This is a genomic window from Rhizobium chutanense (assembly GCF_002531935.1).
In the GTDB taxonomy this organism is placed as follows: domain Bacteria; phylum Pseudomonadota; class Alphaproteobacteria; order Rhizobiales; family Rhizobiaceae; genus Rhizobium; species Rhizobium chutanense.
Genome location: NZ_NWSV01000028.1, coordinates 25129 through 51047 on the forward strand (window position 1 = coordinate 25129; position 25919 = coordinate 51047).

Sequence of the window (25919 nt, forward strand, 5' to 3'; positions counted from 1 at the left end):
GCCGCGTCTGCAAAAATTCCTATTCTGCGCATTGCCGACGGCGATGAAACCTCACCTATTCCAGTGACTGCGACGCGAAATTTGGATCACATCATGACGACTCTCAGCCGCCCTGATCTCAGCGACATCCACCATGGCGACTGGGTGGATCGCCGGTTGCCGGCCGCATGGCGGCCATACACGCGGCTGGCGCGGCTGGATCGCCCGGTCGGAATATGGCTGACGCTTTTCCCATGCTGGGCCGCCCTGATTCAGACATCGCACGGTCTGCCGGACCTCGGTCAACTGGCGGTCTTCTCTCTCGGCGCTCTGCTGATGAGAAGCGCCGGCTCCACCGTCAACGACATCGCGGATCGGAAATTTGACGGCCACGTGGAGCGGACTCGTTTCCGGCCGCTGGCCAGCGGAGAGCTCCGCGCGCAGCAGGCCTTTGTCTTTCTGGCCGTTGAACTCATGGCTGCAGCCTCGCTTCTGTACTTCCTGACACCCTACACGCGTGTGGTCGCGGTATCGGTTCTGCCGCTCGTCTTCGTCTATCCGCTCTGCAAGCGTTTCACCCACTGGCCGCAGGCCGTGCTGGGTGCGGCGTTCAATTGGGGGATGCTGATGGCATGGGCCGAGGTTCAAGGTCATATTCCCACCGGCGCCGTGCTGATGTGGGCCGGGGCCATCGCCTGGCAGATCGGCTATGATACTGTCTATGCCTATGTCGATCTGAGCGACGACGCCCGCCTCGGACTGAAGTCGACGGCAATCCTGTTCGGCCGACGCGGCAAAATGTGGATCGGCCTGTTCTATGCTTTGGCGGTCGGGGCGTGGTCGCTCGGGGGCTGGCTGTTGCAGATGTCGCCGCCTTATGCGGTCGGAATGCTGGTGATCGCCCTTCATCTTGCCTGGCAGACCCGGCGGATCGACCTTGCCCGCCCGGATCTGAATTACCGCCTGTTCCTCGCCAATATCCTGACCGGCGTGCTGCTCGCCGGCGCGGCTTTGTCGGGCACATGGTGAGCCGTTCGAGGACGTGATACCAATGATCGATCTCAAACACGGCGTGCTCGCCGCGGCCATGATGCTGGCAGCAACGGTGGCATCCGGGCCTCAAGCCCATGCCGAACCATGCGAACCGGAAATTTTCGAAGAGGCGAAATACGTCGTCTGCACGCTGGAAGCGGGAAAAGCCGACCTGCGCCTGTTCTGGAAGGGCGCCGACGGCCAGCCGTACCGTGCTTTTTCAAACCTTGCCGAGGCCGTTCGCGCCGAGGGAAAAACGCTGGCTTTGGCCGTCAATGCCGGAATGTACCGGGCGGATTTTTCGCCGATGGGACTTTATGTCGAAAACGCCAGGGAATTGAAACCCGCCAATACCGCAGGGGCCGGCGGCACCCCCGGTCAGGTCCCGAATTTCTACAGGAAGCCGAACGGCGTGTTCTTTCTCGGTGAAGCGGGCGCCGGCATCCTTCCGACCGACGAATTTCTGAAGCGTGCCCCCAAGGTGCGGTTCGCCACACAGTCCGGCCCGATGCTCGTCATCGCCGGCAAGCTCAACCCGATCTTCATCCCCGGCTCGACGGACCGAACCCGCCGAAGCGGGGTCGGCGTCTGCGCGGACGGCGTGGTTCGCTTCGCTATCAGCGAAGACGGCGTCAATTTCCACGATTTCGCACGGCTCTTCCGCGACCAGCTGCAATGCCCCGACGCCTTGTTTCTCGATGGCGGACGAGGTGTCGGGCTTTACTATCCGGCATTAGACCGCAACGACTGGTCCTGGCATGGCGGCTATGGCCCGATCTTCGGGCTTGTGGAATAGGCACCAGGAGTTCAGCCTCCATCGGGGCCTATAGTGCCGTCAGCCGGCCACCCGAAAAGGGAAATCGATTGTCTGAAATCGTCTGCTCAGCTCACGGCAAAGGACGAGCGAACGGCCGACCCTCTGGCATGAGCGGTAATTTTTTTCGTCACCGCCAGTCCGTCATACCTTTGACCAGCCCTTTCAAAAACCACCTGCCTCTTATAGCCTCCCGGCAACAACCTTGGGAAAGCCGGATGGAATATCTCGATTCACTCGTATTGCTCGTCAGCGTCTACGTCGTCTCCCTCGTCAGCCCCGGACCGAATTTCATCATCGTCACCAACACCAGCATGACGGTGTCGCGTGCGGCCGGGCTCTTTGCGGGTCTTGGACTTGCGATCGCATCCCTGACCTGGGCGGTCATGGCAATGGCGGGCCTCGGCTTTCTGCTGACCCATTTCGATTGGCTGCATACGACGTTGCAGGTGGTCGGCGCCCTTTATCTGATCTGGCTGGGCCTGAAGATGATCCGCGGCGCGGCCAAGCCCTTGAAGACGACCGGACCGACAGAGGTCACATGGCGCTCCGCCATGCGCCGCGCCTACGTCGTCAGCATGACCAATCCGAAATCGAAGGCTTTCTTCGGCAGTATCTTTGCGCTTGTCATCCCCACCCATGCGCCTGTCTGGCTCTATTGCGTCATCGCCCTGACCTGCTTCCTGCTTTCTGCTCTCTGGTATTGTGGCCTGGCCTTTTTCTTCTCGAACCGGCGCGTTTCCGCCGGCTTCCTGCGGTTCAAGGCCGGCATCGAGCGCGTGATGGGCGCCGCCCTCATCCTCATCGGTGGCCGCCTGCTCTGGGCTCGCTGACGTCATTCCGATGCATAATAAGCCCGTAGTGGACCCGATCGCGTCTCCTACCCTCCCTCATTCCTGTGCTCGTCACAGGAATCCAGTGCGCCCAAGTCCTTGGGCGCGAGAGACTTTTTCAACCGTCGTATAGAGTCATTCACCGCGCGGACGCGCGGTGGCTGGATTCCTGTGACGAGCACAGGAATGAGGGAGGGATATGGCAGCGCTCGCCGCCGCACAGGCGCGCTTGTAGCACCGTCGCCTCGCCGTCCGCAACGTCAGGACTTCGATACAGGGCAGAGGTGTTCCGAGGAGAGGCCACGCGTCACCGTCACCAGCCGCTTGGTCAGGTCGCAATCAAAAGTTCGTCGATCTCTTCGGGAATGAAGCCGCCGGTCTGGCGAGAGGCATTCCCGGATCACCCAATTGCGGTCATCGCGCCATTGAGGCAGGATGCCGGAACAAGAAGCAGGATTGAACGACGCTCATGCTGACGGGCTCATGTCATTGCGGCAAGGCGAGCTGGACGCTTGAAGGCGATCCCGGTTCGATCACCGCCTGCAACTGTACGCTCTGCCGGCGCTACGGCACGCTGTGGGCCTATGATTACGAAGGAGAGCGGATCGCGCTCACCGGCGAGACCGCCTCCTACACCCGCTCCGGCCGGGAGACCTCATCCCTCGAAATATTGTTCTGCCCATCCTGCGCCTGCGTCTTGAGCTGGCGCGGGCTGCGGCTTCAGAAGGATGGCCGCCGGCGCATGGCGGTCAATATGCGGCTTGCGCCGCCGGATCTGGTCGCCGATCTGCCCATCGATCATTTCGACGGCCTTGATACGTTCGAAGACCTTCCCTCCAAAGGGCGTTGCGTACGCGATCTCTGGTTCTGACGCCTCCCTGCTTCAACAGGCGACGGCCCCTCAGCCGCGCCGCGCCGCCTCGATCGCCGCAACGTCGATCTTCCTCATGGTCATCATCGCATCGAAAGCGCGTTTTGCCTGACCGCCGCCGGCCGCAAGCGCTTCGGAGAGGACGCGCGGCGTAATTTGCCACGACACACCCCATCTGTCCTTGCACCAGCCGCACTCGCTTTCCTGGCCGCCATTGCCGACGATGGCGTTCCAGTAACGGTCGGTTTCCTCCTGCGTGTCGGTTGCGATCTGAAACGAGAAGGCTTCGCTGTGTTTGAACGCGGGACCGCCGTTCAGGCCGATGCAGGCAACGCCCGCTACCGTAAATTCGACAACCAGCACGTCTCCCTGCTTCCCGTCGGGATAATCTCCCGGAGCACGAATGACGGCGCCCACCGCGCTGTCGGGAAAGGTCGCGGCATAAAACCGGGCGGCCGCCTCGGCGTCCTTGTCGTACCATACGCAGATCGTGTTCTTCGCCATTGCGCGTTCCTTTCGCTCCTCGTTTCGCATTCCGTTCTGAAACTAAGAGGCAAACCGTCTTTCTCCAGCCCATGGAAGCAATTTCACGGCAGCGAGTGCCGAGCGCTGCCGAGTGATCGCAAAGATCAGCTCGCCCGGATCGCGCCCGATTGCAGTTATCATCGATCTGTAGCACGACTGAGCTAAACCGCTCTTTCGGTTCAGTAGCCCCTCTCATTGTCGCATTGGCTTGGAACAACGCTGATGATTTACCTGCTTCGCCATGGCGAGACCGTTTGGAACAGCCTGGGCCGCTTCCAAGGCCAGAAAGATTCATCGCTGACGGAGCGCGGTATCGAACAAGCTGAGCAGGCCGCGAGGCTTCTGAAAAAGGAAGTCGCAGGCAGCGAGCGATCTTTCCAACTCTGCGTCAGCCCGCTCGGGCGAACGCAGGAGACTGCGGCTCACGTGAAACGGATATTGCCACTGGCAACCCACCTGGAACCGCGGCTGATGGAGGTGACCACCGGCTCTTGGGACGGCATGACGAAGTTCGAGATCGACAACGAGTTTCCAAGAATGCTGGACGGGTCCGACGCTTTCGATTGGTATTTCAAATCTCCCGACGGGGAAAGCTTTGATGCTGCCTGTGCGCGGGCGAAGGACTGGATCTCAGGCATAGGTAGGCCGACGATCGCGATTTCTCACGGACTGTTCGGCAGATTGATACGCGGTATATATTCCGGCCTTTCAAAACGGGAAATGTTGGAACTGCCCGTTCCCCAAGACGGATTCTACCGCCTTTGCGATCAAGAATTCAGCCTGGTAAACGCTTCGTCCGATCCAATCGGCCTGAGCGCATGATAAGAGGTTTATCTGCGCCAACCACCCGGACCGCGACCGTCACGTGATTCAAATTCCAAGCAACGCGCTTTTTGTGTCCTCGACACAAAACTCGTGTCAGACTGTGCGTGCTGCGCATACGCCTGCGCGCCGATCGAGAGGCTGAAGCCATGCACAAGTTCACCGTCACCATCACCCGTGAAATCGAGGCGGACACCGCCGAGGAGGCCGCCCTGCTCCTGTATCAGGAACTCTCGAGGGGACCGGTCCCCGACCACTACTCTGTCACCGACGAGACAAGCGTAACCACCGAGGTAAAGCTGGATCGGGGAAAGGCAGATGAATTCGCCAGCATCGATCATACCGCCGACCCCGGCAATTGGTAACGTCAGTCAGCCTCTGGCCGACATCCGCTCGATAGCAACCTCTGAGCCGCCTGATGGATTACGATCCGCATTACCCGACAATCCTGCCCGAATTCCTTGCGCTTTCGCTCGTCTTTGTTTTGAACACCCTAATCCCGTGTCGGCGATCTTCATCGCGCGAATGCTCACGCGACGTCGTTGGCTGCCGCACATAACCGCGTTTTTATGGGTATTTTTCTCGCCAATGACGCTTGTCGTATTGGCAACACCGACGATGGCGCCGGGAGAAGAACCCGGCCCCGGCGACGGGTTCATCGTGTTTCCCATCTTGTCGGAAATACCGGTTGTACTTGTTGTTTACGCCGTCGCTCTGCTTTATTTCCGCCTAACGCGACAACCCCCCTCCGCCTCCCACTCGTCCCCCTGAGTTAGGAAAAGCCGTGACCTCACCTGTCAAAATAGCCGTCGCCGGCGCGAACGGCCGCATGGGCCGCACCATCGTGCCGCTTCTGGCCGACGATCCGGCTTTTGTCTTCGTCGGCGGCATCGGGCGTGAGGGCTCTGCAGGCGCCGGGCTGATTGACCGATCGGCTGCGATCGCCGAGACGGATGTGATCCTGGATTTTACGACAGGACATGCCGCTGCCGAACTTGCCGGCCTCTGCGCGTCGGCGGGCGGACCGGCCCTGGTGATCGGGGCGACCGGCTTCGAGCCGGATGAGCTCGAACGGATAGCAGAAGCGGCCCGCACCATTCCGATCCTGCGCTCCGGCAACTTCTCCATTGGCCTGAACATGCTGCTCGGCCTCGTCGCCCAGGCCGCGCGCGCCCTTCCCGCTGAAGGTTGGGATATCGAAATCCTCGAAGCCCATCACAACAGGAAGATCGACGCGCCGTCCGGCACGGCGCTGATGCTTGGTGAAGCGGCGGCCGAGGGCCGCGGCGTTTCCCTGGCATCCGTCGAGCGGCGCGGGCGCGACGGCATCACCGGCGAGCGGCCGCCCGGCGAAATCGGCTTCGCCGTCCTGCGGGCCGGCGGGCTCGTCGGAGAACACAGCGTGCTGTTTGCCGCCGCCGAGGAAGTCGTCACACTTTCACATTCGGCTCTCGACCGCGGCATGTTCGCCCGCGGCGCCCTTGCCGCCGCCCGCTGGATTGCAGGGCGCGCACCCGGCGAATACGGCATGCGGGATGTCCTGGGTTTGGCATGAGAAGGGCGAACAGGCAGAGTGACCAGAGGCTTGAACGGCGTCGTTGAATCAAATTCTAGGCGCGTCTCTGACGCCTCCAAGAGAGCCTCATCCCTGAATCAGCGCCTACGACGGCACAGCCATCATATCGAGGATGGCCGAGGCGACGACGACTTCGGTTCCGGCGAGGCCGACGGAGCAGAACAGCGTTATCTCCTCGGACGATCCCCGCCCGGCCGCTTTCCCCGCAATGATGTCGGCGAGGTCGGCCATGCGATGCTCGCTGCTGGAGCCGGCCAGAAAAAAGGGCGACGCGTAGGCGCGCGCCTGTTCGGGCGAATCCGTCGCGATCACGGCTGCGGCAGCCGCTATATCCAACCCGAGTTCATGTCCGTCACGCGTTTTCGGCCCGACGGTGTTGATATGCACGCCGGGCTTTAAATCCCGTGCATGGATAACCGCCGTTTGGCTCGTCGTCGCGCAGATGACAATGTCGGCCTCGGCAACGGCTTCCTGAGCGCTGCCGGCAGGCTCGATATCAAGCCCCAAGGCGTTCTGCATCTCGCTTGCGAAGGCGGCGCGATTCTTCTCGTCGCGGCTATAGACGCGGGCGCGATCCAGATTTCGAACGGCGGCGGCCGCAGCAAGCTGGGTTCGCGCTTGCGCTCCGCTGCCGAGGATTCCGATGGTCCTGGCATCGGGCGGGCTGAGATGCCGGATGGCGAGACCTCCAATCGCACCGGTTCTGAGGTTGCCGAGGCGCTCTCCGAGAACGATGCCCTTCAACCTGGCGTCGTCGGCCGACCACACCGCGACGATCTGCGAATGCTCCGCCCCCTCGAATGTTTCATAAACCCGGAAGCCCGCGAGCGGCTTCTCGCCGAGAATGCCGCCGACGGTGAAGACGAGATCGCCGCGATCGGGAAACGAGACATGATGCCGAGGCGGAGAGATTAGCCGTTTGCCCGCTCTCGCTCGAAAAGCCGTCTCGAGTGCATCGATCGCGACCGCCATCAGGTGGCTGCCGACAAGATCTTCGTCCTTCAGGATTTTCGTCACGAACAAACCTCCAGCCTATCCCGGCATCCTGCAACCCCAACTCCGCTTGAGGTCAAGAGGCCTGGAAACGATACGCTGATATGTCTGCTCAGGAAATTAGCCGACCAGGCGCCGCGCCATCATGACGTCATCGATCTCCCTGCCCTCCTCCAGAACCCCGCCCGGGATTCGGCCGATCTCGGCAAAGCCCTGCCGCTGATAGAACCTTATCGCCACCGGGTTCTCCGCGCTGACGAAGAGCTCCAGCTGCCGGATGCCGATATCGCTCGCGTGATCGGAAACCGCCTCCAGCAGCTTCCCGGCAAGACCCGACCCACGCAGGTGGGCGCTGACATAGACCATGACGATCGTGGCGCGATGGGCCATTTTACTCGGCCGCTGCCGAAACAGTCCCATAATACCGACCGGGGTTCCGTCCTGGAAGGCAATGAACACCGGCTCGTCCAGACGTTTGACCCACTCCTCGTCGGTCAAAACCTCCCAATCTTCATAGCGGCTCGCAAAAGAGGATGGCTCGGCGCGCAGCGCTTCCAGACGGATCTGCCGGAAAGCGTCTACCTCGTCCGCCCGGATAAGCCTGATCGTCACGCTGCCTGGATCCATCGGATAGCTCCTGGGATATCTCAGGCTTTGTCATGACAGCAGGCTCCTGCCAATGCAATCGGAGACGATGACGTCGACGGCATTTCCACTGCGCCGCCCCAGGCAATCGCCCAAGAGAGCCTCATCCTGAAGTGCCCCGAAGGGGGCTAGAAGGACAAGGCGGGGGCTCTGCAACTACTGTGCCGGAGTCCCCACCCGGCCACCCTTGCGGACGCCCGATTGATCTGGCGGCTGGGCCGCCGGTTGGTTTGTTGGCCGCAGGTCCCATTGATCGGGCGGCTGGACGCCCGGTTGCTTGCTCGCCGGTTCGCGCGTCGACCGCACGACCAGATTATCCGGCTGATCGGTTGACCCGGTCGCCGTTTGATCGGCTGATCCGGCCGTCGGTTCATCTGCAGATTGATCGGTCGTTTGATCGCTCGGCCTGTCCATTCTGAAGGGTGCAACCTGATGGATGACGACGAGAAGAACTATCCCGACAACAGAGCACACCAACGCGTAGAGAACGAAATACTTCAGTGCATATCCCTCGCTGATTGGCAGAGCGGCTTGAGCGGCGATGCGAATGATATTTCGGAAATATTGAATGATACTTAGAAAAAACGCAATAGTTTTTAAGTGAATGTTAAGAATTTTGGAAAATTGCGCCAGATAGAAGGGAACGTTATTGATGGAAATAAGGAAACAACTCCCGTATTGATCGATTTATATTGGATCTCCCGGTAAAGGCGAAACGCGCCGATGATGGTTGTCGTCGCACCAACGCCATTGGCAGGAGGCTCGGCCAAGACAGCGCCGGCGATATAGGCTAGATTGCAGTGCGCAGACGGCCAGCTTCAAGGGGAGCGAGCTCTCCAGGATCGGCGGCAGCGAGGGGGGCGGATGTCGGCAATTGCATCTCTGTTTCAGGAGGCTGCCCGGCTTGCGGCGGGGTTTCGGCAGGCAGCACCTCCCCGGCACGTCCCCACGCACGACTATGCTACCTCGCTTGGCTGTTTCGATGAGCCGCTGCCGGCGACCGGTTCCGATATGCTTGACGTTATCAGGCGGTTGGCGAAAGACGCCGAACCGGGGTTGCATGCAACCACCGGCCCGCGTTTTTTCGGCTGGGTCATCGGCGGCTCCCATCCGGTCGGCGTCGCGGCCGATTTCCTCACCAGCGCCTGGGGCCAGAATGCCGGCAACCATGTCGCCGCCCCGGCCGCGGCCGCCGTCGAGACCGTTGCGGCGAGATGGCTGCTCGATCTCCTGCAACTGCCGGCCGAAAGCTCGGTCGGCTTCGTGACGGGCGCGACGGTGGCGAACTTCACCTGCCTTGCCGCCGCGCGCGGCGAGGTGCTGCGACAGGTGGGCTGGGATGCCGATGCCAACGGCCTGTTCGGCGCACCCGAAATCACCGTGCTGATCGGTGACGACGCTCACACCACGGTGTTCTCCGCGCTGCAATTCCTGGGCCTCGGGCACGATCGCGCGCTGCGCCTGCGTACCGATCCGGTAGGGCGGATAGACCCGGCCGCGCTGGCTGGCACGCTGGATACGGTCTCCGGGCCCGTCATCGCCATTCTCCAGGCCGGGCAGATCAATACCGGCGCCTTCGACGATTTCGCCGCCATCATTCCGCTCTTGAAGGCAAAGCGTGCCTGGGTGCATGTCGACGGTGCCTTCGGCCTCTGGGCGCAGGCATCGGTAAGGACCAGCCAACTCAGCCGCGGCATCGAAGCCGCCGACAGCTGGGCGACCGACGGCCATAAATGGCTGCAGACGCCCTATGATTGCGGCTACGCTATCGTCCGCAACGAACTCGCTCATCGCCGCGCCATGACGATCGCCGCAAGCTACCTGCCGCTCGCCGGCGAAGGCGAACGCGATCCCTCCCACTACGTGCCGGAGCTATCCAGAAGGGCTCGCGGCTTTGCCACCTGGGCGATGCTGAAACATTTCGGGCGCCAGGGTATCGCCGCCCTCATCGACCAGTGCTGCGCCTCGGCGCGTGAGGTGGCCGATCTGCTCGCCCGCGAGCCCGGCATCGCCATTCTGAACGAGGTGACGCTGAACCAGCTGATCATCCGCTTCGGAACCGGCCTGCCCGCCGAAGACGGCGATGCCCTGACCCGAAAGACCATCGAAAGGATCCAGGCGGACGGCGCGATCTTTGCCGGCGGCGCCAAATGGCACGGCCGCGACGTGCTGCGCCTCTCCGTCACCAATTTCCAAACGACATCCGATCAGGCGCAACTCGCTGCCCACAGCATCATCGCCGCGTTCAAGAGTGTCAGCTGAGGGTGATCCGGTTCGAGTGGCTTATTGCAGCATATCCGGTCCTTTGCGTACGACGAGGGCGGGGTGGGCGTTCTTGCTCCAATCTTCCGTAAATGCATGTTACGACCTACCCTCGCCGACCCTCTCACTCCAAAAGAGATCCAAACGTGAAAAACGTCCTGTTCGTCTGCAGTCAGAACAAGCTTCGTAGCCCGACGGCGGAACAGGTTTTCGCGAGCTGGCCTGATATCGAAGTCTCCTCAGCCGGCACGAACAATGATGCCGAAAATCCGCTGTCGAGCGAGCTGATCGAATGGGCCGATATCGTCTTCGTCATGGAGAAGGCTCACCGTGCGAAAGTCCAAGGCAAGCATAGATCGGCCCTCAAGGGCAAGCGATTGATATGCCTTCATATTCCTGATGACTACGATTTCATGGACCCGTCGCTGGTGCAACTGCTAAAGGCAAAGGTGCCTCGGCATCTCTAAACAGTCATCCGGCGTCGACCAGCCTGCGGAACGAAGCGACGATCGGCAATTTCAGACGAACGGTTACCGAGCGCAACGCGCAGCAGACAGCATCATCACGGCGTGGACAGCGCCTGCTCCGGCCGCGCATCGCAAATGAAACTGTCCGCGAGAAGCCCCGGCCATTAACGCAAATGTGGAATATTTCCTGTCGCAAGAATGAAGGTCATGACAGGCTTCGCGGGGTCCAGTATTTGGCGTGCTCTTCAGGCGCGCTGACGCACCCGGCGTTACCGCAGACGAACCGGCATCATCGTCGCACTGCGACAACCGAGCTGGCGCGATACCTCGACAGTTGCACCCGGTTGGATTGATTGCCGCCGAACAGGTAGACGTACTGCCGGCGCTGGTCGATGTGATCGAAAAGGCTCACATGAAAGCGTCTTCCGGTGCGGATCACCACAACATCCCCTCGCCTGGCGGCGCCGAAGAACACCGGCTTGCCGAACTTCTTCCAGGACACCGCCATGTTGGGATTGGGCGGCGGTTCCCGCGAAGATCGCTTGGCGACGAAAGCCAGAAACGCTCCGCACCACGATACCCTGCGGGGGTTGATACTGAGGAAGGAGATGGAGCGTTCGTGCATGCTCTTATACTTGGATGCCGTGCCCAGCATGTCCGCCTCACAGGGCACGGCAAGCGCCGTGAGGACGATGACGAGAATAACCTTCATAGTTACCCACCATTGCTTGGTATAATGTTGAATTACAGAAATGTGGCCAAGAATAAAACAAGCGCGGCAACGTAAATGCCAATTATGGCGTGATTTAGAAACAACTGATACTGGCATCTTGGTGGCGGGAATCTGGCCAAAAGGAGGCGCGAACGACATCAGGAGGAGCTTCACTTGCCGCCGGAAACGACCCATCGCAAACCCCGCAAAAGACAGGCTTTGCAGGCACGAAAGGCTGGAGCTTCATAATCCGCTCCAGCTTCGCTGAGAGGAGATGGAGCGCGCCCGCAAGTGCTTGAGCGGCAAGACCATTCGCCAGGCGTTGACGTCAGTGCGCGATCCCGGGCCGTCACCTGTACGAGCTATATTTCAGAAGGCCGAAAATAATACTTAGGCGCAGCAGGAAATACACTGCGATCGCCGCATTCGCCAGCGACGACGACGGGGATCACCCCTGTCGCTTGTGGACGTAACCGCAGGCAACGCCCAGGGCGGCACCGCAACCGTGCGGTTGTACCGGTTGGGCTGGCTTGTGACCGGACATGATCAGCGGCACGCACCCTGCGACCGGAAGTGCTGCGGCGAAAACAGGAGCGTCGAGCAGTTCGCAATGCCATCCTCGCGCTCACCGCGCATGTTTCCCCTCTCCAAAAAAATCGCGCCCGCATTAATTTACTTGCCGTTCTGCAATGCGGCATATGTTTGTGTTCATGGCCAAGTGGCATGAGCGGGGAACCATGACGTCAAAACATGCAGACAACAGGGGTGAAGGTGCCGGCCGAAAGGGCTTTATCGGACTGGTCGTCGGCGCGATCGGCGTCGTCTACGGCGATATCGGCACCAGCCCGCTCTATGCCTTTCGCGAGGCGCTGAGACCCTTTGCCGCCGATGGCGTACACGAGGCCGAGATCATCGGTCTCATTGCGCTGATGGTGTGGACGCTGACGATCATCGTGACCTTCAAATATGTGCTGTTCCTGCTGCGGGCAGACAATGACGGCGAAGGCGGCGCGCTTTCGCTTCTCGCCCTCCTGATGAAGAAGATGGGGCGAAATGTGCCGGTGCTGTTCTTCGCCGGCCTGATCGGCGCAGCCCTCTTCATCGGCGATGCGATGATCACGCCTGCCCTGTCCGTCATGTCGGCGCTCGAAGGCCTGAAATTGGTGACGCCCGCCTTTGCCGAATACGTCCCGCTTGCGTCGGCGGCGATCATGATCGTTCTGTTTGCGGTCCAGTCGAGGGGAACTGCCGCCGTCTCGATGTTTTTCGGGCCGATCACGGTGTTGTGGTTTCTGGCCATGGCGGCGGGCGGTCTGATCCATATCGGCGATGACTGGAGGATTCTGGCCGCTCTCAATCCGATCAATGCGTTCCTGTTCCTGACCCATGCCGGCAGCGTCGGCCTCATCGTGCTCGGCGCCGTCTTTCTGACTGTCACCGGCTGCGAAGCGCTCTATGCCGACCTCGGGCATTTCGGCCGCCGCCCGATCCAGACGGCATGGTTCGTGCTCGTCTTTCCGGCGCTGCTCTTGAACTACCTTGGGCAAGGGGCGCTCGTTCTCGCCCACCCCGAAACGGCCGGCAACCCGTTCTTCCTGATGTATCCCGACTGGGCCCTGCTGCCGGTGGTTCTCCTGGCGACGATGGCAACGATCATCGCCAGCCAGGCAGTGATAACCGGCGCATTTTCGCTATCCCGCTCGGCGGTTCACCTCGGCTTCCTGCCGCGGCTCAGGATCAAGTTCACCTCGGAGACCAACACCGGCCAGATCTACGTGCCGGCCGTCAATCTTCTCCTGCTGGTCGGCGTCTTGATGCTGATCTTTTCCTTCGGCGACTCCGAGTCGCTGGCGACCGCCTACGGCATCTCGGTGACCGGAACCATGGTCATCTCGACGATGCTGGTCTTCCAGTTCCTTCGGGTCGTCTGGGGCTACTCCCTGGTGCTCGCCGCCGCCTGGCTATTGCCGCTCTTTACCATCGAAGTCATGTTCCTGGCGGCCAATCTCTTGAAGATCTACGATGGCGGCTGGGTTCCGGTCGCCCTTGCGCTGGCGATCATGATGCTGATGTGGACGTGGACCCGAGGGCAGGCCTATCTGAAGAGGGTGCGGGCCAACAACGAGATCCCGCTCGATTCCTTCATCAGGTCGATCGAACGAAAATCGGACCATTCGCCGGTCACCGTTCCGGGAACGGCAGTCTTCCTGACGAGCGTCCCGGATCGGACGCCGAGTGTTCTGCTTCACAATCTCAAGCACAACCACGTGCTCCACGAACAGAACATCATCCTGACTGTCTGGACCGAAGACGAACCTTACGTCCCCGATATCAGGCGCATCAGGATCAGCCAGCTTTCGCCGCGCTTCGTGCGCCTTGATATCAGCTTCGGCTTCATGGACGACCCTGATGTCACCAAGGCTCTGGCTCTCTGCAGAGAAGGAGGCTTCAAGTTCGAGATTATGAGGACCTCCTTCTATCTCGGCCGCAGAAATCTCGTCAGGACGCCGAACACCGGGCTGCCCGGCTGGCAGGAGCGCATATTCATGGGGTTGGAAGGGCTTGCAATCGATCCTTCCGATTACTTCAACCTGCCGTCAAACCGCGTCGTCGAACTCGGTGAACAGATTGCCATTTGAAGCATGACGGCGCTGCCCCTCAGGCCTTGGCCGAGATCGCGCTCAGTTCCTCCAGATCGAGATCCCGTTCCAGTTCGTCCAACGTCTCGTCGTCGATGTCGCCGGCGCGGTGGAGGCGGATGAGTTCCCGGCGCCCTGATGCGACCGCTTCGAGAACGACGTCGAAATGCGCATGCAGGATCGGCACATAGTGCTCGGTTCTCTCGGCATAGTCGACAATCGCGGTCGCCCGGCGCTGGTAGCGCTCCAGCAATTGCGGGTGGATGAGCTTTCCCTCCGCGTCATAGGCCAGGTTTTGGACGATCCCGAACTGCACCTGTGCCATGGCGGCTTCGGCCTGGCTCATGCTGAGGCGCGCTTTTTCCGTCTCCGGCGCCAGCCGCGCCCAGGCGATCACCCGCCCCAATGTCGTGCCCTGCACCAGCACGGTTCCAAGAATGACGGCAAAGGAAGTGACGAGGATGAAGTCACGGCCCGGAAATCCTTCGGGCAGGCTGAGCGCCAGCGCCAGCGTGACCACGCCGCGCACGCCCGCCCAGCTGAGCACGGTCGCACCGCCGGCGCCAAGCGGCTGGGCGCGGGTGCCCCCCAAGGCAGCACAGAACCGGATGGCGAGATCGGAGGCGAAGATCCAGGCAAAACGCGCGACCACCAGCGTGATGAGGATCGCCAGCATCGGCAGTCCCATGGTCGCGATCACGGTGGTAAGGCCGCCGCCGCGTTCGACGACATCCCGGAGCGACAGGCCGATCAATGTGAAGACCGCAGCCTCCATCAGGAAGATCATCACCGTCCAGAACGACGTGCCTCGCATGCGTGTTGCGGCTGAAAATACGGTGTGCTGGTGCCAGGAGGCGATCAAACCCGTGGTCACGGTGGCGATGACGCCGGAAACATGCAGCAGCTCGCCGAGCAGATAGGAAATCCAGCCGAGCAATACGGTGGCTGCGATGATGAGATAGTCGTCGCCGAGATGCCGGATGAGTTTGACCCACGCCGCTCCGACAATGATACCGACGATGGCGCCGCCCAGCGCCAGCACGAAGAAATTGCCAACCGCTTCCCCCGCGCTGAAGGCGCCTGTTGCAGCGGCGGCAACGGCAAAACGGAAGAGAACCAGGCCGCTCGCATCATTGAGCAGGCTCTCGCCTTCCAGCAGAATCTGCAGCCGCCGTGGCAGCCTGACGCGCTCCAGCACGGCGCGCGCCGAAACCGCGTCCGGCGGCGCAACGATCGCGCCCAGCGCCGCGCAGGCGGCCCAGGGGAGCGACGGAAAGATAAGATGGGCGACAACGGCCACGACGGCGCAGGTGAACAACACCGCGCCGACGGCGAGCGAGGCGATGCCGATCATGTGGCGTCTCAAGCGCGCCAGCGCGATGGACCAGGCGCCATCCATCAACAGCGGCGGCAGGAAGATGACCAGCACCAGCTCGGGATCGACGGATATTGCCGGCAGTCCCGGCACAAACGCCAGCAAGGCGCCGCCGGTCAGCAACGCGACGGACGGCGGCAGCCCAAGCCTGTGGGCGGCATAATGCAGCGCGATGATCGCGAGAAACATCGCGATGACAAGCTCGAATAAATGGGTTGGTTCCATGTGCCCTGCCCCGGCTCAGCAAACGAATGTCGGACGCCTGCTGCAAAGAATTACCGCGACCTTGCGCATCTGAAAAGACGCGTCGCGCTTTCGAGTTCTCGCCGGATCGAGACCCCGGTTCTCGCTGCCATCGATCATTACCTGGATTTAATTGGAGTTTCCTGCGCATCTTCCTTACATCAGGCGCCTTGAGGCAAAGGAAGACCCATGAAAAGGCGAACCCTCGTGCTCGGAGGTGCGGCGATCGTCGCGTCAACCGTGGCTGCGGTGGCGATCTGGCCGCGGCGGCATATCACCGTAGCCGCCAGGACCTTCGACTGGAAGGCAACGGATTTCCTCAGCGGCGGCACGAAATCGGTCGCATTGGAAAAGCTGCCCGCACCACTCTTTCGCAGCCGCCCGAATTGCGTCGTCACATCAGCCCAGACCCTTGGCCCCTGCCATGTCAACGCTATTCCGGTCCGTCAGGACGTCTCGGAAGGTAAGGCCGGGCTGCCCTTGCGGCTGGCCGTTCGCATCGTCCATGCAGCCGATTGCCGGCCGGTCGAACGTGCCGACATCGAAATCTGGCATACCGATCATCGCGGCATCTATTCCGGCCGGGAGGCGGCGAACATGTGTACGCTCGGCGATGCCGAAGCAATCAGCGGGCTCGCCTTTCGCGGACGCCAGCTGACGGATGCAGAGGGGCAGGCAAGCTTCCTCACGGCCTATCCCGGATGGTACAAGGGCCGCACGCCGCATGTTCACTGCCGTATCCTCGCCGACGGCAAGGAGCTTCTCGTCAGCCAAATCTATTTCGACGATGCGTTGAGCGACATCATCTATGGCGAGCATCCGGACTATCTGGGACGCCCCGCCCGCGATACGCGCAATGACGAAGACGGCATCATCCCGGAGGATGCCGCCGACCACATCTTCGATTTCGAGAAGCTCGACGGCGGCGCGCTTTCCGCCACCATCACGATCGGCCTCTCTTCCTGAGCGGAAACGGCCGACAATCGCCGACGCCGGCCTTGCCGGACCGTCCCGGCCGTGGAGGTTGGAAGACGGTTTTCAACGAGACGCGCGTCAGCGCGCGCCAATCCTGCATCCGGCATGAAACCAGATGGCGCATTTCTGCGTACTACTCTCGGCGACAGACCACAGACAGCGAGGACGGTATGGTCAGGAAAGAAGGCGTAGCACACATCCCCCGGCTGGCCGCCGAACAGGGAATGGCCAGGCTGATGATGAGGCTGCCTGCGACGAGGGCAACGATCCGGGCGACCGCGGTGAGCCGGCCCCATCTTTACGAACTGTGCGGAGCCTATGGCGAGGCTTGCGCCGCCCTTGATCGCATGCGCAAGGATATGTCGGCCGATCCCGCGATCATCACCGAATATGAGATCATCTGCGCCGAGATCGAAATCGACGTCATCAGAATCCTGTTCGACGAACGGTGAGGCATCTGCCCTCGCCCTCCACTGCCGCGCGCCCCGAACGAGGCGAGGCGCCGCTTGCCACCCGCATCCCGCTCAGATCAGCAGGTCATCCACGTGGATGGAGATGCTCAGCGTATCCGTGTCGAAATGATGCGCAGCCCCATCCGAGATCTTGTACTGGAAGGTCTCGCTCACATCGCCGCTAAGCCCGGCGAGCTTCGCCGCGTCGACCGTGTAGCTATAGTCGCCGTGATCGTCGACATGGATGGTGCCGTATTGGCCGGTCAGGGTTAAGCCGTTCTTGCCGACCACCTCGTCTGCGAAGCGGCGAAGCAGCAGGATTCCATTGGCCGAACTGTCATTGTCGAGGAGGTTGCCATGATGGGCTTCATCGGTGTCGCCGGAGATCTTCAGGCTGTCATGGACTGCGACGATCGTCGGGCCTGCGTCCACATGTGTATCTCCCGCAACGTGACTGTCGAGGATCGCAAGCTGGGCTTCGTCAAGCGTCGTGTTGTTGCTGACGGGAAAGGTGTTCGCGGCGATGATTGCCGGGGATATGCTGTAGGGCGTGACATCGCTGGCGATGATATTGTCGTGAAAAGACCCGGATGCGGCTCTGTCGACCTTCAGTGCTGCCTGCGACAGGTCGTCGAAGACATTTTCGTGGATATCGATGTTTTCGCGAACGTAACTCGGGGTGCCGACGGCGCTGATCACGACGCCCCAGACGCCGTCATGAATGTAATTGCCTGATATATCGTAGTCGCGCGTATCGCCCTGGTCGCCGAGACCGATGGCATAGGACCAGCTGTAGCCGCCATAGCCTGAAATATCGTTGTCATGGATAGCGACGTTGGTGCCGGCTTGTGCGCCGATCCCGAAGCCGCCGCCGACGATCGTGTTGTCCTCGACCACGGCATCGACCGGCCGAACGAGCGCGATGACGCCCTTCGGCGTAGCGGCGCCCGTCTGATCGAGGTAATTGCCGCTGATCACGATATTGCTGCTGTCGTTCATCTGCACGGCATCTGCCGCGCTGCCATGGGCGTTGGTGACGCTATTGTTGAGAAAATTGACGCCGTTGACTTTTTCGATCCAGACACCGTCGCCATTCACGTCGTTGATTGTGCTGTTTTCGATGGTGATGTTCGAGCCGGTCCGGAAGGTGACCGACCCTGCCTTGCCCGCCAACCCGGTGTGATCGACTTCGACATTGCGCACGGTCCAGTTCGAAACACTGCCGGCATAGATGGCCGCCCCGCCGGTGTCGGAAATTTTGATATTCTCGATGACGATGTTCGATGCATAGAGGCTGTGGATGCCGTCGCCCGGGCTATGGATGACAGGCGCATCGCCGACGCCATAGCTGCCGATGGTGATCGGTGCAGCGACGGTGCCGGAATATTTCAGGTCGAGCTGATCGTTGTAGACGCTTCCGGCGGCCAGCAACACGCTGTCGCCCGGCTGTAGCTTCAAGTTCTCCACCGCCCAGAAGGTCGCAAAAGGCGCGTCCGCGCTGGTGCCGGCGTTGCTGTTGGAGCCTGTCGCCGAATTCACATAATAGATTGTCATCTCGCCTGTTCTCGCATGGTCGCTGAGCCGTCTGGAACGGCTGCAACGCGTGGATCGGATGCGGTCGGGAGGTGAAGGCCATGCTCAAAATGGCGTTCGATGCCGTGACGGCGGTCAGCAGGCCTTATCGGCCTGCCGTGCTCCCGAGAAGCCTGGCGGAGGCTGCATCCTTAACCATACAACTTATGGGAAAAAATCCAGAAAATATCGACCGAAAGGTGAATAAACGGTAACCTATGATGCTGCGGGAATAATCGAGGCTCATCGAGTGGCCGTCCTCGTTCTTCGAGGTTGCGGCCCGGGATCAGGGCGGAGAGAGGAGCCAGACAATAGCTCATAGTCACAAGGGACGGGGGCCATGCCCCCGCCCCCAACTGTCAGCTCACCAAACCATCCATATGGATGTACACCGTCAGCGTATCCCCGTCGCTATGGTGCGAGTTTCCGTCGTCGACGCCGTAGCTGAAGGACTCGCTCACATGTCCGTCATGGCTGGGGAGCTTGGTTTCATCGAGCGTATAGGCATAGTTGCCTTCCCGGTCGACGTGGATGACGCCGTAGTCACCGGTCAGCGTCAGGCCGTGTTTGCCGACGCTTTCGTCGCCGAAGCGGCGCAGCACCAGGGTGTCATTGTCGGAGGTGTCGTTTTCGAGAAGATTGCCGCGGTGGGCCTCGCCGTTATCGGTGAAGATCTTCAGATTGTCATGGACGGCGACGACCGCAGCGTCGGCGGCAACCTCCGTCGTCGTCGTTGCGGCGGCAACCTTGGTGTCGGCGCTGGCAAGCGTCGTCTCCACATTGGCGACCGTATGGTTGCCGCTGACGGTAAAGGTGTGCGCGTCGGTAATGGAAGGCGAGATGCTGGTGGCCGTGGTGCCGCTCTCGATGGTGTTGTTATAGAAGGAGCCGGAGGCCGGCCTGTCGACCTTCAGCGCCGCCTGTGAGAGGTCGTCGAAGGTGTTGTCGTGCACCTTGATATTGGTGCGGGTATAGCTGGCGCCGATAGGGCCGCTGACGGCCACGCCCCATGCGCCGTCATGGATATGGTTGCCCGAGATGTCATAGTCCCGCGCATTGCCCTGATCGCCGAGGCCGACGGCGAAGGACCAGCTGTAGCCATGAAATCCCGATATGTCGTTGTCACGGATGGCGACGGTCTTGCCCGCCTGCGCGCTGATGCCGAAGCCGCCGCCGGTCAGCACATTGTCCTCGACCACGGCATTGGTCGGCCTGACAAGTGCGATCACGCCCTTCGGGCTGCTCGCATCGGTCTGATCGAGGTGATTGCCCTTGATCAGAATATTGCTGCTGTCGTTCATCTGCACGGCATCGGCCGTCGAGCCGTTGGCGCTGGTGACGGTGTTGTTGAGAAGCTTGACGCCGGCCACCTTCTCGATCCAGAAGCCGTCACCCTTGACATCCGATATCTTGCTGCTTTCGACTGTGACGTTCGTGCTGCTGCGGAAGGTGACGGCGCCGGCGCTTTCCGACATGCCCGTCTTGGCGATGTCGACATTGCGCACCGTCCAGTTGGTAACGCTGCCGCCATAAATGCCCGCGCCCCCGATGTTCGAGATCTTCAGGTTCTCGATGACGATATTGGAGGCGTAGAGGCTGTGAATGCCGTCGCCGTTGCTGTGGATGACCGGGGTCGAGCCCGTCCCGTAACTGCCGATCTTGATCGGCGCGCTCTCGGTGCCGGAATATTTGATATCGAATTGCTCGTTGAACACGCTCCCTTTGGCCAGCAGCACGCTGTCGCCTGGTTTCAGCTTGAGGGATTCCACTTTGGACAAAGTCGCAAAAGCCGATGTCTGGTTCGTTCCGTTGTTGCCGTCGGAGCCAGTCGTTGAGTTCACATAGTAGATTGTCATATCGCCAATGTTGCCCTGTTCGTCGGATCGCTACATCGCCACTGGAATCGACCGGGACCGGCCGTCCGAATGCGGCGGGGGCAACCGTCCATGGCAAGAAGGCGACAAGATGTTGTCAATGCGGCAGCGGGCCGGTTTGCCGTTCTATTCAACAATGAAAGGCCTGAGCGCCGGAAAACTGCAACTTTGACCTGGAAAACAGTGACTTTGAGGTGAATAAATCGAGGAATCGGGGCTGGGAACGTACCTCATCTTCAGGCTGCAGGGCAGGTGATTCGGCCCTTTGCTTGCGTTCACCAAAGCCAAGCAATGAAAGATCTATCGTGTAGCCCCCTCATCTGCCTGCCGGCATCTTCTCCCCGGTGGCGAGAAGGGACCAAGCCGCGAGGCCGTCGCCCCCCACAGCCGAAGTGTCAGAGGGAACAAGGCGCTGCGGCGATTCCCCTTCTCCCCAGCGGGGGTCCGAACGACGGGTCGAGACCCGTGGCTCGACCCCGGTCGATGCCGGCAGGCAGATGAGGGGACCACACGGCACGCCCTCCAAGGCGTTGCTCCTCACCAAGACGAGAAACCTACCCCCTCGCCCGCAAGGCCGCGCTCAGCGGCAACCGCGCCGCCGCCAGCGCCGGCAACGCCCCACCGATCACGCCGACCGCCAGCCCCAGCAAACCCGCCGTCAAAATCACATCCGCCGTCACATCGAGCTGGAAGGCCATCTTTGTATTGTTTGCCCCCATCGTGCTCGCCTGCCAGCCGTCAAAGGCGAGACGGGAGGCAAGGATGCCGACAACCGCCCCCGCCACCGACAGCAGCACCGCCTCAACCCAGGTCGCAACAAAGACCGGCAAGCGGGCAAAGCCCAAGAGCCGCAGCGTGGCGATTTCGATGGCGCGGTCTGAGACCGAACTCGTCATCGTATTCAGCGCTCCTGCCGTGGCACCCACGGCCATCAGCAGCGCGATCGGCCAGCCGAACAGGCGGATCAGGCTTTCGGTCCGCTCGGCCTCAGCGGCATAGAGATCGGCCTCGGAGACTGCGGTAAGCGGCGTCCCCGATAGATCGGACAGGCGCTGGCGCAGCACTGCCAGCGCTGTTGCCGGGTCGCCGGCAAGCTGCACGCGCAGGCTCTGCACCTGCCCCTGGCGGTCGAAGGCCGATTGCACCGCCTCCAGATCCGCCCAGATCTCGGATTCGAAAGCGCTGCCGCCGGCGGTGAAATGACCGGCGACAGTCCAGTCGACCGCCCCGAAGCGCACCGTCTGGCCGACGGCAAAGCCGGGGAAAGCGTCCGCGATGCGGGCGCCGACGACGATCTCGCGGGCGCCTGATGCAAACATCCGCCCCTGGGAAAGCCGGGCGCGGCTGCGCAGATCGAGCCCGGCCGGGTCCATGCCCCTGAGCGTGAGCGTCTGCTCGGCACCGTCGCTCCCCCTGACATCGACCGGCACGATGGTCTCACGCGACAGCACCGGCCCGCCCGCCCCATCGCCGGCACCATCGCGCGCAATCCCGGGGTTGCGAGCAATCCCCATATCGCCGCGGATTGCGGCAAGGCTGCGGATCGCATCGGCCGGCACGTCCGAGCCGCTTTCCTGATTGGTGCCGCCGCCGAGGATGACGGCGATACCGGGTGAGCCGGCCCCGGCAAGGGCGGCCTCGAAGCCGCGCGCCATCGCCAGAAAGCCCGAGAGCACCGCTACCACGAGGGCAACCGACAGCACCATCGACAGCGAGATCGCGAGCCGCCTGGGCAGGCTGCCGAGGTTAACTCTGATCATGAGAAAACTCTGATTGAGCGCTGATGACATTGGATTATCTCGCTCTGAAGGCGTTGACGATGGGCAGCCGCATGGCGTTCACGGCCGGCAGCAACCCGGTCAGCAGGCCAAGCCCCGCAATGATCACGGCGGACTTCGCCAGCACCTCACCGCCGAAGACGAGGCCGAATTCCGGCCCGATCGAGAGCGTCGCGAGCTTGGCCAGAATGAGCCCGCCCACACCGCCGACGGCGTAGACAAACAGCGTCTCGCCGAGAATGAGCGCCACGATCCGCCCGCGGGAAAAGCCCAGCACCTTCATCACGCCGATCTCGAAACGGCACTCCCTGATGGCGAAGAGCATGGTGTTGACCGATATCATCAGGATCGTCACGAAGGCGGCGCCGACGACGAGGCTGACGATCAGCCCGACATCGGCGAACTGCCGGAGAAAGGCTTCGAGGAACTGCTTTTCCGATTGCGTCCTGGTCTCAGCCGCCGAATTGGCAAAGAGTGCATCGATGCGCGCCGCCAACACGCCTGAGGCGACGCCGTCGCGCGGGCGCACCACGAAGACGTCGACCGTGTCCCTGTCCCGCGCCCGGGCTGCATTGACCATGTCGTAGCGCGCGAGCATGAAATAGGTGTCGGTGCCGGCATCGGCGCCATCGAAGATGCCCGATATGGTGAAACTCCAGTTCCGGCTACCGTCGGCCTTGATGATCTGGCTGGTGACGCCGATGCGCTGGCCGATCGACCAGCCCTGCGCCTCGGCCAGTGCCCTGCCGACGAGCACCCGGTCGCCGCCCTCTTCCAGAGCCGCGATCAGCTCCGGCGTCAGCCCGAGTTCGGCGCCGTTGGCGGCGGCAATCGCCCGCGGATCGACCGCGCTGACGGCCACGACATTCTTCTCGACCTCGACGAATCCCCGCATGCGCGCGGTATAGGCGACGGCCGCGACATCGCCTTCGGCCGCGATCCGGTTGAGATAGGCAAGCGGCAGCGGCAGCCCGCGGCCCGATTTGTTGAAGACGCCGAGCAGGTCGTCACTGGCGCCGGCCGCCCCCTGGCTGCCGCTGACGAAACTCGCCGTCAGCCCGTAGATCAGGAAGGCGATGCCGACCGAACACATCAGCAAGACGGCCCGCAGCCGCTTGCGCCAGGCATTGCGCCGCATGAGCTCGAAGAAGGTCATTGGTTTTCCCCCTCGACGAATGCACCCTTGTTGAGATGCAGCGTGCGCCGGGCAAAGGCGGCGGCCTCCGGATCATGGGTGACCATGATGATGGTCTTCCGAAGCTCGCGATTGAGGAAGCCCAGCATCTCCAGGACGTCATTGGCCGATTTCCGGTCGAGATCACCGGTCGGCTCGTCGCAGAGAATAAGGTCGGGATCGGCGACAATGGCGCGGGCAATGCCGACGCGCTGCTGCTGCCCGCCCGACATGCTCGACGGAAACTGCCGCTGCCGCCCGGCGAGCCCCACCAGATCCATCACCGTATCGACGCGCGCCCGCCGCTCCTTGCGGCCGAGCGGCTTCAAGAGCAGCGGCAGCTCGATATTCTCCGCCGCATTCAGCATCGGCAGCAGATTGTAGAACTGGAAGACGATGCCCATGCTGTGTGCCCGCCAAGCGGCTCTGGCACCTTCGCCCATCTGCTCGAGATGGCTGCGCCCGATGCGGATCTCGCCCCCATCCGGGCTGTCGATGCCGCCGAGCATATTGAGCAGCGTCGACTTCCCCGAACCGGACGGCCCCATGACCGCGACGAAATCGCCGCGCGGTACGGAAAGGTCGAGCCCGGAAAAGATCGGAATCGTCTCCGCCCCGATCCTGAATGCCTTCCTGACGCCGGCAAGGGCGATATAGGGTTCATGAATGTCGGTCATTGCTTTGCTCCTTGGTGGTTTATTGATCTGTAGCCGGCAACGGGTGGCCGCCCTCGTCCTTCGAGGCCCCTCGGGCACCTCAGGATGAGGTCGGAGAGAAGCCGCGGTCTGCGGCAAGCCAAACCGCACGGCACACGATCAGCCCGCCGGCCACACGGCATCCCGATCAGCCCTCATCCTGAGGTGCGCAGGCCGGAGGCCGGAGCCTCGAAGGACGAGGGCGGGTGATGAGCACCCACACCCGCCTCACCCACCAAAAGCCGGATGCGCGCCGCCATGGCAGGCCGCATGCCGGAAGGCGGCGAAGACAGCGACAGGCGAAGCGTCACCGTCCCCTTTTCCCGCGAAATGACCGGCGCGATCTTCGACACTTCGACCGCAAAAGGCTGATCTGGAAAGCCGTCAAGCACCGCCTCGCCGGATAGGCCTGGCCGTATCTGCGCGATATTGGTCTCGGCCACATCGGCATCGATGACCATGTTTGCCGTGTCGGCGATGACAAGCAGGCTTTCATTCTCCCGCACGCTGTCCTCGCGCGACAGCACGGTGTCGCCGATATGCGCGTTAAGCCGCGTGACGATGCCGGAGATCGGCGCACGCACGGTCAGCGCTTCCACCTGCTCGCGCGCTTTGTCGATATCGAGTTCCGCCTTGGCGACATCCTGGCGTGCCTGCAGGGCGGCATTCTCGGCCCTGTCGGCGGCCGTTTTCGCCTCCTCCAGCGCCTGCGCCGACATGGCATCGCGTCCGGCCAGCCGCTCGGTGCGCATCAGGGAAGACCGCGCTTGCGCGAGCTCGATGTTTTTTGCCGCTAACGTCAACTCCGCCGATTGCCGGACAATCTCCGCCCCCTGAAGCGCGAAGCGCGCGCCGGCATCGTCGAGCCGCACCAGCACCTGCCCCGCCGCCACCCTGTCCCCCGCCTCCACTTCGACGGCGACGATCCGGCCCTCATATTTCGAAAAGACGATGGCGATATCGGGTGCGACGACGTAGCCGGAGCCGGTGATTTCCCGGGTCGACCAGGCCGCAACAGGTGCCCGCACCTGCTCGGAAGCCGCATCCTCGGCAGGCGCCTTCGCTCCGCCCGTCGATGTCGTCGCCCCCTGCCGGCCCGCGAAGCCCGCAAGCACGGTTTCGATGCGCTCCGGCATCTCGGGCCTCGAGAAAAGAACCACAGCGAGCGACGCCGTCGCGGCAAGCCCAAGCATAGCCAACGGCATCACGCGCCGCCGGGCTTGACGCTCCGGCGGCTCTGTCTTGAAGGCCGCGGGCTCGATCGAAAGCGATCTCAGCTTGGCGGCAAGGTTTCGGTCATGTTCTGATGTCGTGTTCATGCCGACAGAATGCCCGACCGTAGCAAAACCGCGACCTCGAACGCGTTTCTGGCCGTCCTCGATCGTGATTGAGTACTGGTGCCATATTAGTGTGGAACCGGTTGTCTTTACCGAACGACGAACGCAGATGGCGAGGACCGGCGCTATCCACGCGTGCTGACAGAAAGTTCTGCGAGGACGCAACCTACCCTCATTCCTTCCTCGGGCTTGACCCGAGGGACGTCACAGGAATCCAGTGCGCCCAAGTCCTTGGGCGCGGGAAACCTCTGTCTTTACCGAGTCATTCACCGCG

24 protein-coding genes are annotated in these 25919 nt (G+C 62.0%); 12 read left to right on the plus strand and 12 right to left on the minus strand.

The window, feature by feature from the left end; all coding sequences use genetic code 11:
* The first annotated feature begins 93 nt into the window (after positions 1-93).
* The 4 genes from ubiA to CO666_RS27835 all read left to right on the plus strand — a co-directional run bounded on the left by ubiA (position 94) and on the right by CO666_RS27835 (position 3529).
* Positions 94-1008, plus strand: coding sequence for a 4-hydroxybenzoate octaprenyltransferase (ubiA, locus tag CO666_RS27820; protein WP_097615245.1), 915 nt, complete (start codon positions 94-96; stop codon positions 1006-1008).
* 22 nt (positions 1009-1030) lie between these two features.
* Entirely contained in the window at positions 1031-1807 is a 777-nt protein-coding gene (locus CO666_RS27825) for a phosphodiester glycosidase family protein (protein ID WP_097615246.1), read from the plus strand.
* Positions 1808-2043: 236 nt separating this feature from the next.
* Positions 2044-2658: a LysE family translocator gene (locus tag CO666_RS27830; protein WP_097615247.1), complete on the plus strand. Its 615-nt coding sequence runs from the start codon at positions 2044-2046 to the stop codon at positions 2656-2658.
* A 469-nt stretch (positions 2659-3127) separates the two neighbouring features.
* Entirely contained in the window at positions 3128-3529 is a 402-nt protein-coding gene (locus tag CO666_RS27835) for a GFA family protein (protein ID WP_097615248.1), read from the plus strand.
* 30 nt (positions 3530-3559) lie between these two features.
* On the opposite strand, the gene CO666_RS27840 is transcribed toward CO666_RS27835, so the two are convergent.
* Positions 3560-4033 carry a VOC family protein gene (locus CO666_RS27840; protein ID WP_097615302.1) on the minus strand — a complete coding sequence of 158 codons (474 nt, stop codon included), beginning with the start codon at positions 4031-4033 and terminating at the stop codon, positions 3560-3562.
* A 243-nt stretch (positions 4034-4276) separates the two neighbouring features.
* Here CO666_RS27840 and CO666_RS27845 point away from each other — a divergent pair, with 243 nt between their 5' ends.
* Together CO666_RS27845 and CO666_RS27850 are read left to right on the plus strand one after the other, a co-directional pair.
* The gene (locus tag CO666_RS27845; protein ID WP_097615249.1) at positions 4277-4876 is read left to right on the plus strand and encodes a histidine phosphatase family protein; all 600 of its coding nucleotides are present in this window, start codon (positions 4277-4279) and stop codon (positions 4874-4876) included.
* 149 nt (positions 4877-5025) lie between these two features.
* Positions 5026-5241, plus strand: a complete 216-nt coding sequence (locus CO666_RS27850; protein WP_097615250.1) for a hypothetical protein — start codon at positions 5026-5028, stop codon at positions 5239-5241.
* A gap of 6 nt (positions 5242-5247) precedes the next feature.
* On the opposite strand, the gene CO666_RS34310 is transcribed toward CO666_RS27850, so the two are convergent.
* Positions 5248-5535 (minus strand): hypothetical protein, encoded by a 288-nt coding sequence (locus tag CO666_RS34310; protein ID WP_179869774.1) that lies wholly within the window; start codon positions 5533-5535, stop codon positions 5248-5250.
* A 125-nt stretch (positions 5536-5660) separates the two neighbouring features.
* Between CO666_RS34310 and dapB the strand changes: the two genes are divergently transcribed.
* Positions 5661-6431 (plus strand): 4-hydroxy-tetrahydrodipicolinate reductase, encoded by a 771-nt coding sequence (dapB, locus tag CO666_RS27860; protein WP_097615251.1) that lies wholly within the window; start codon positions 5661-5663, stop codon positions 6429-6431.
* A gap of 105 nt (positions 6432-6536) precedes the next feature.
* On the opposite strand, the gene CO666_RS27865 is transcribed toward dapB, so the two are convergent.
* Positions 6537-7469: an ornithine cyclodeaminase family protein gene (locus CO666_RS27865; protein ID WP_097615303.1), complete on the minus strand. Its 933-nt coding sequence runs from the start codon at positions 7467-7469 to the stop codon at positions 6537-6539.
* A gap of 96 nt (positions 7470-7565) precedes the next feature.
* Positions 7566-8072, minus strand: coding sequence for a GNAT family N-acetyltransferase (locus tag CO666_RS27870; RefSeq protein ID WP_097615252.1), 507 nt, complete (start codon positions 8070-8072; stop codon positions 7566-7568).
* An 882-nt stretch (positions 8073-8954) separates the two neighbouring features.
* Here CO666_RS27870 and CO666_RS27880 point away from each other — a divergent pair.
* Both CO666_RS27880 and CO666_RS27885 read left to right on the plus strand, forming a co-directional pair.
* On the plus strand, positions 8955-10352 hold the full coding sequence (locus tag CO666_RS27880) for a pyridoxal phosphate-dependent decarboxylase family protein (protein ID WP_097615254.1): 1398 nt from the start codon (positions 8955-8957) through the stop codon (positions 10350-10352).
* 146 nt (positions 10353-10498) lie between these two features.
* Positions 10499-10819, plus strand: coding sequence for a low molecular weight protein tyrosine phosphatase family protein (locus CO666_RS27885; RefSeq protein ID WP_097615255.1), 321 nt, complete (start codon positions 10499-10501; stop codon positions 10817-10819).
* A gap of 289 nt (positions 10820-11108) precedes the next feature.
* On the opposite strand, the gene CO666_RS27890 is transcribed toward CO666_RS27885, so the two are convergent.
* Positions 11109-11531: a TIGR02594 family protein gene (locus tag CO666_RS27890; RefSeq protein ID WP_097615256.1), complete on the minus strand. Its 423-nt coding sequence runs from the start codon at positions 11529-11531 to the stop codon at positions 11109-11111.
* 737 nt (positions 11532-12268) lie between these two features.
* Between CO666_RS27890 and CO666_RS27895 the strand changes: the two genes are divergently transcribed.
* Positions 12269-14170, plus strand: coding sequence for a potassium transporter Kup (locus CO666_RS27895; RefSeq protein ID WP_097615304.1), 1902 nt, complete (start codon positions 12269-12271; stop codon positions 14168-14170).
* A gap of 19 nt (positions 14171-14189) precedes the next feature.
* Here the strand turns inward: CO666_RS27895 and CO666_RS27900 are convergent, their stop codons facing one another.
* Positions 14190-15770 (minus strand): Na+/H+ antiporter, encoded by a 1581-nt coding sequence (locus CO666_RS27900; protein ID WP_097615257.1) that lies wholly within the window; start codon positions 15768-15770, stop codon positions 14190-14192.
* A gap of 207 nt (positions 15771-15977) precedes the next feature.
* Here CO666_RS27900 and CO666_RS27905 point away from each other — a divergent pair, with 207 nt between their 5' ends.
* A complete protein-coding gene (locus tag CO666_RS27905) occupies positions 15978-16754 on the plus strand; it encodes a dioxygenase family protein (protein WP_097615258.1) in 777 nt (258 codons plus the stop codon).
* A 179-nt stretch (positions 16755-16933) separates the two neighbouring features.
* Positions 16934-17215: a nodulation protein gene (locus CO666_RS27910; RefSeq protein ID WP_097615259.1), complete on the plus strand. Its 282-nt coding sequence runs from the start codon at positions 16934-16936 to the stop codon at positions 17213-17215.
* A gap of 72 nt (positions 17216-17287) precedes the next feature.
* Here the strand turns inward: CO666_RS27910 and CO666_RS27915 are convergent, their stop codons facing one another.
* The 6 genes from CO666_RS27915 to CO666_RS27940 all read right to left on the minus strand — a co-directional run bounded on the left by CO666_RS27915 (position 17288) and on the right by CO666_RS27940 (position 25627).
* A complete protein-coding gene (locus CO666_RS27915; RefSeq protein ID WP_097615260.1) occupies positions 17288-18769 on the minus strand; it encodes a right-handed parallel beta-helix repeat-containing protein in 1482 nt (493 codons plus the stop codon).
* A 377-nt stretch (positions 18770-19146) separates the two neighbouring features.
* Complete coding sequence (locus CO666_RS27920; RefSeq protein WP_097615261.1) at positions 19147-20643, minus strand: right-handed parallel beta-helix repeat-containing protein; 1497 nt, start codon at positions 20641-20643, stop codon at positions 19147-19149.
* A 572-nt stretch (positions 20644-21215) separates the two neighbouring features.
* Positions 21216-22451, minus strand: coding sequence for an ABC transporter permease (locus CO666_RS27925; protein WP_097615262.1), 1236 nt, complete (start codon positions 22449-22451; stop codon positions 21216-21218).
* A gap of 4 nt (positions 22452-22455) precedes the next feature.
* Positions 22456-23595 carry an ABC transporter permease gene (locus CO666_RS27930; protein ID WP_097615263.1) on the minus strand — a complete coding sequence of 380 codons (1140 nt, stop codon included), beginning with the start codon at positions 23593-23595 and terminating at the stop codon, positions 22456-22458.
* Positions 23592-24290 carry an ABC transporter ATP-binding protein gene (locus CO666_RS27935; RefSeq protein ID WP_097615264.1) on the minus strand — a complete coding sequence of 233 codons (699 nt, stop codon included), beginning with the start codon at positions 24288-24290 and terminating at the stop codon, positions 23592-23594. The genes CO666_RS27930 and CO666_RS27935 overlap by 4 nt, the downstream gene beginning before the upstream one ends.
* A gap of 173 nt (positions 24291-24463) precedes the next feature.
* Positions 24464-25627 carry an efflux RND transporter periplasmic adaptor subunit gene (locus CO666_RS27940; protein WP_245436877.1) on the minus strand — a complete coding sequence of 388 codons (1164 nt, stop codon included), beginning with the start codon at positions 25625-25627 and terminating at the stop codon, positions 24464-24466.
* Positions 25628-25919 lie beyond the last annotated feature (292 nt).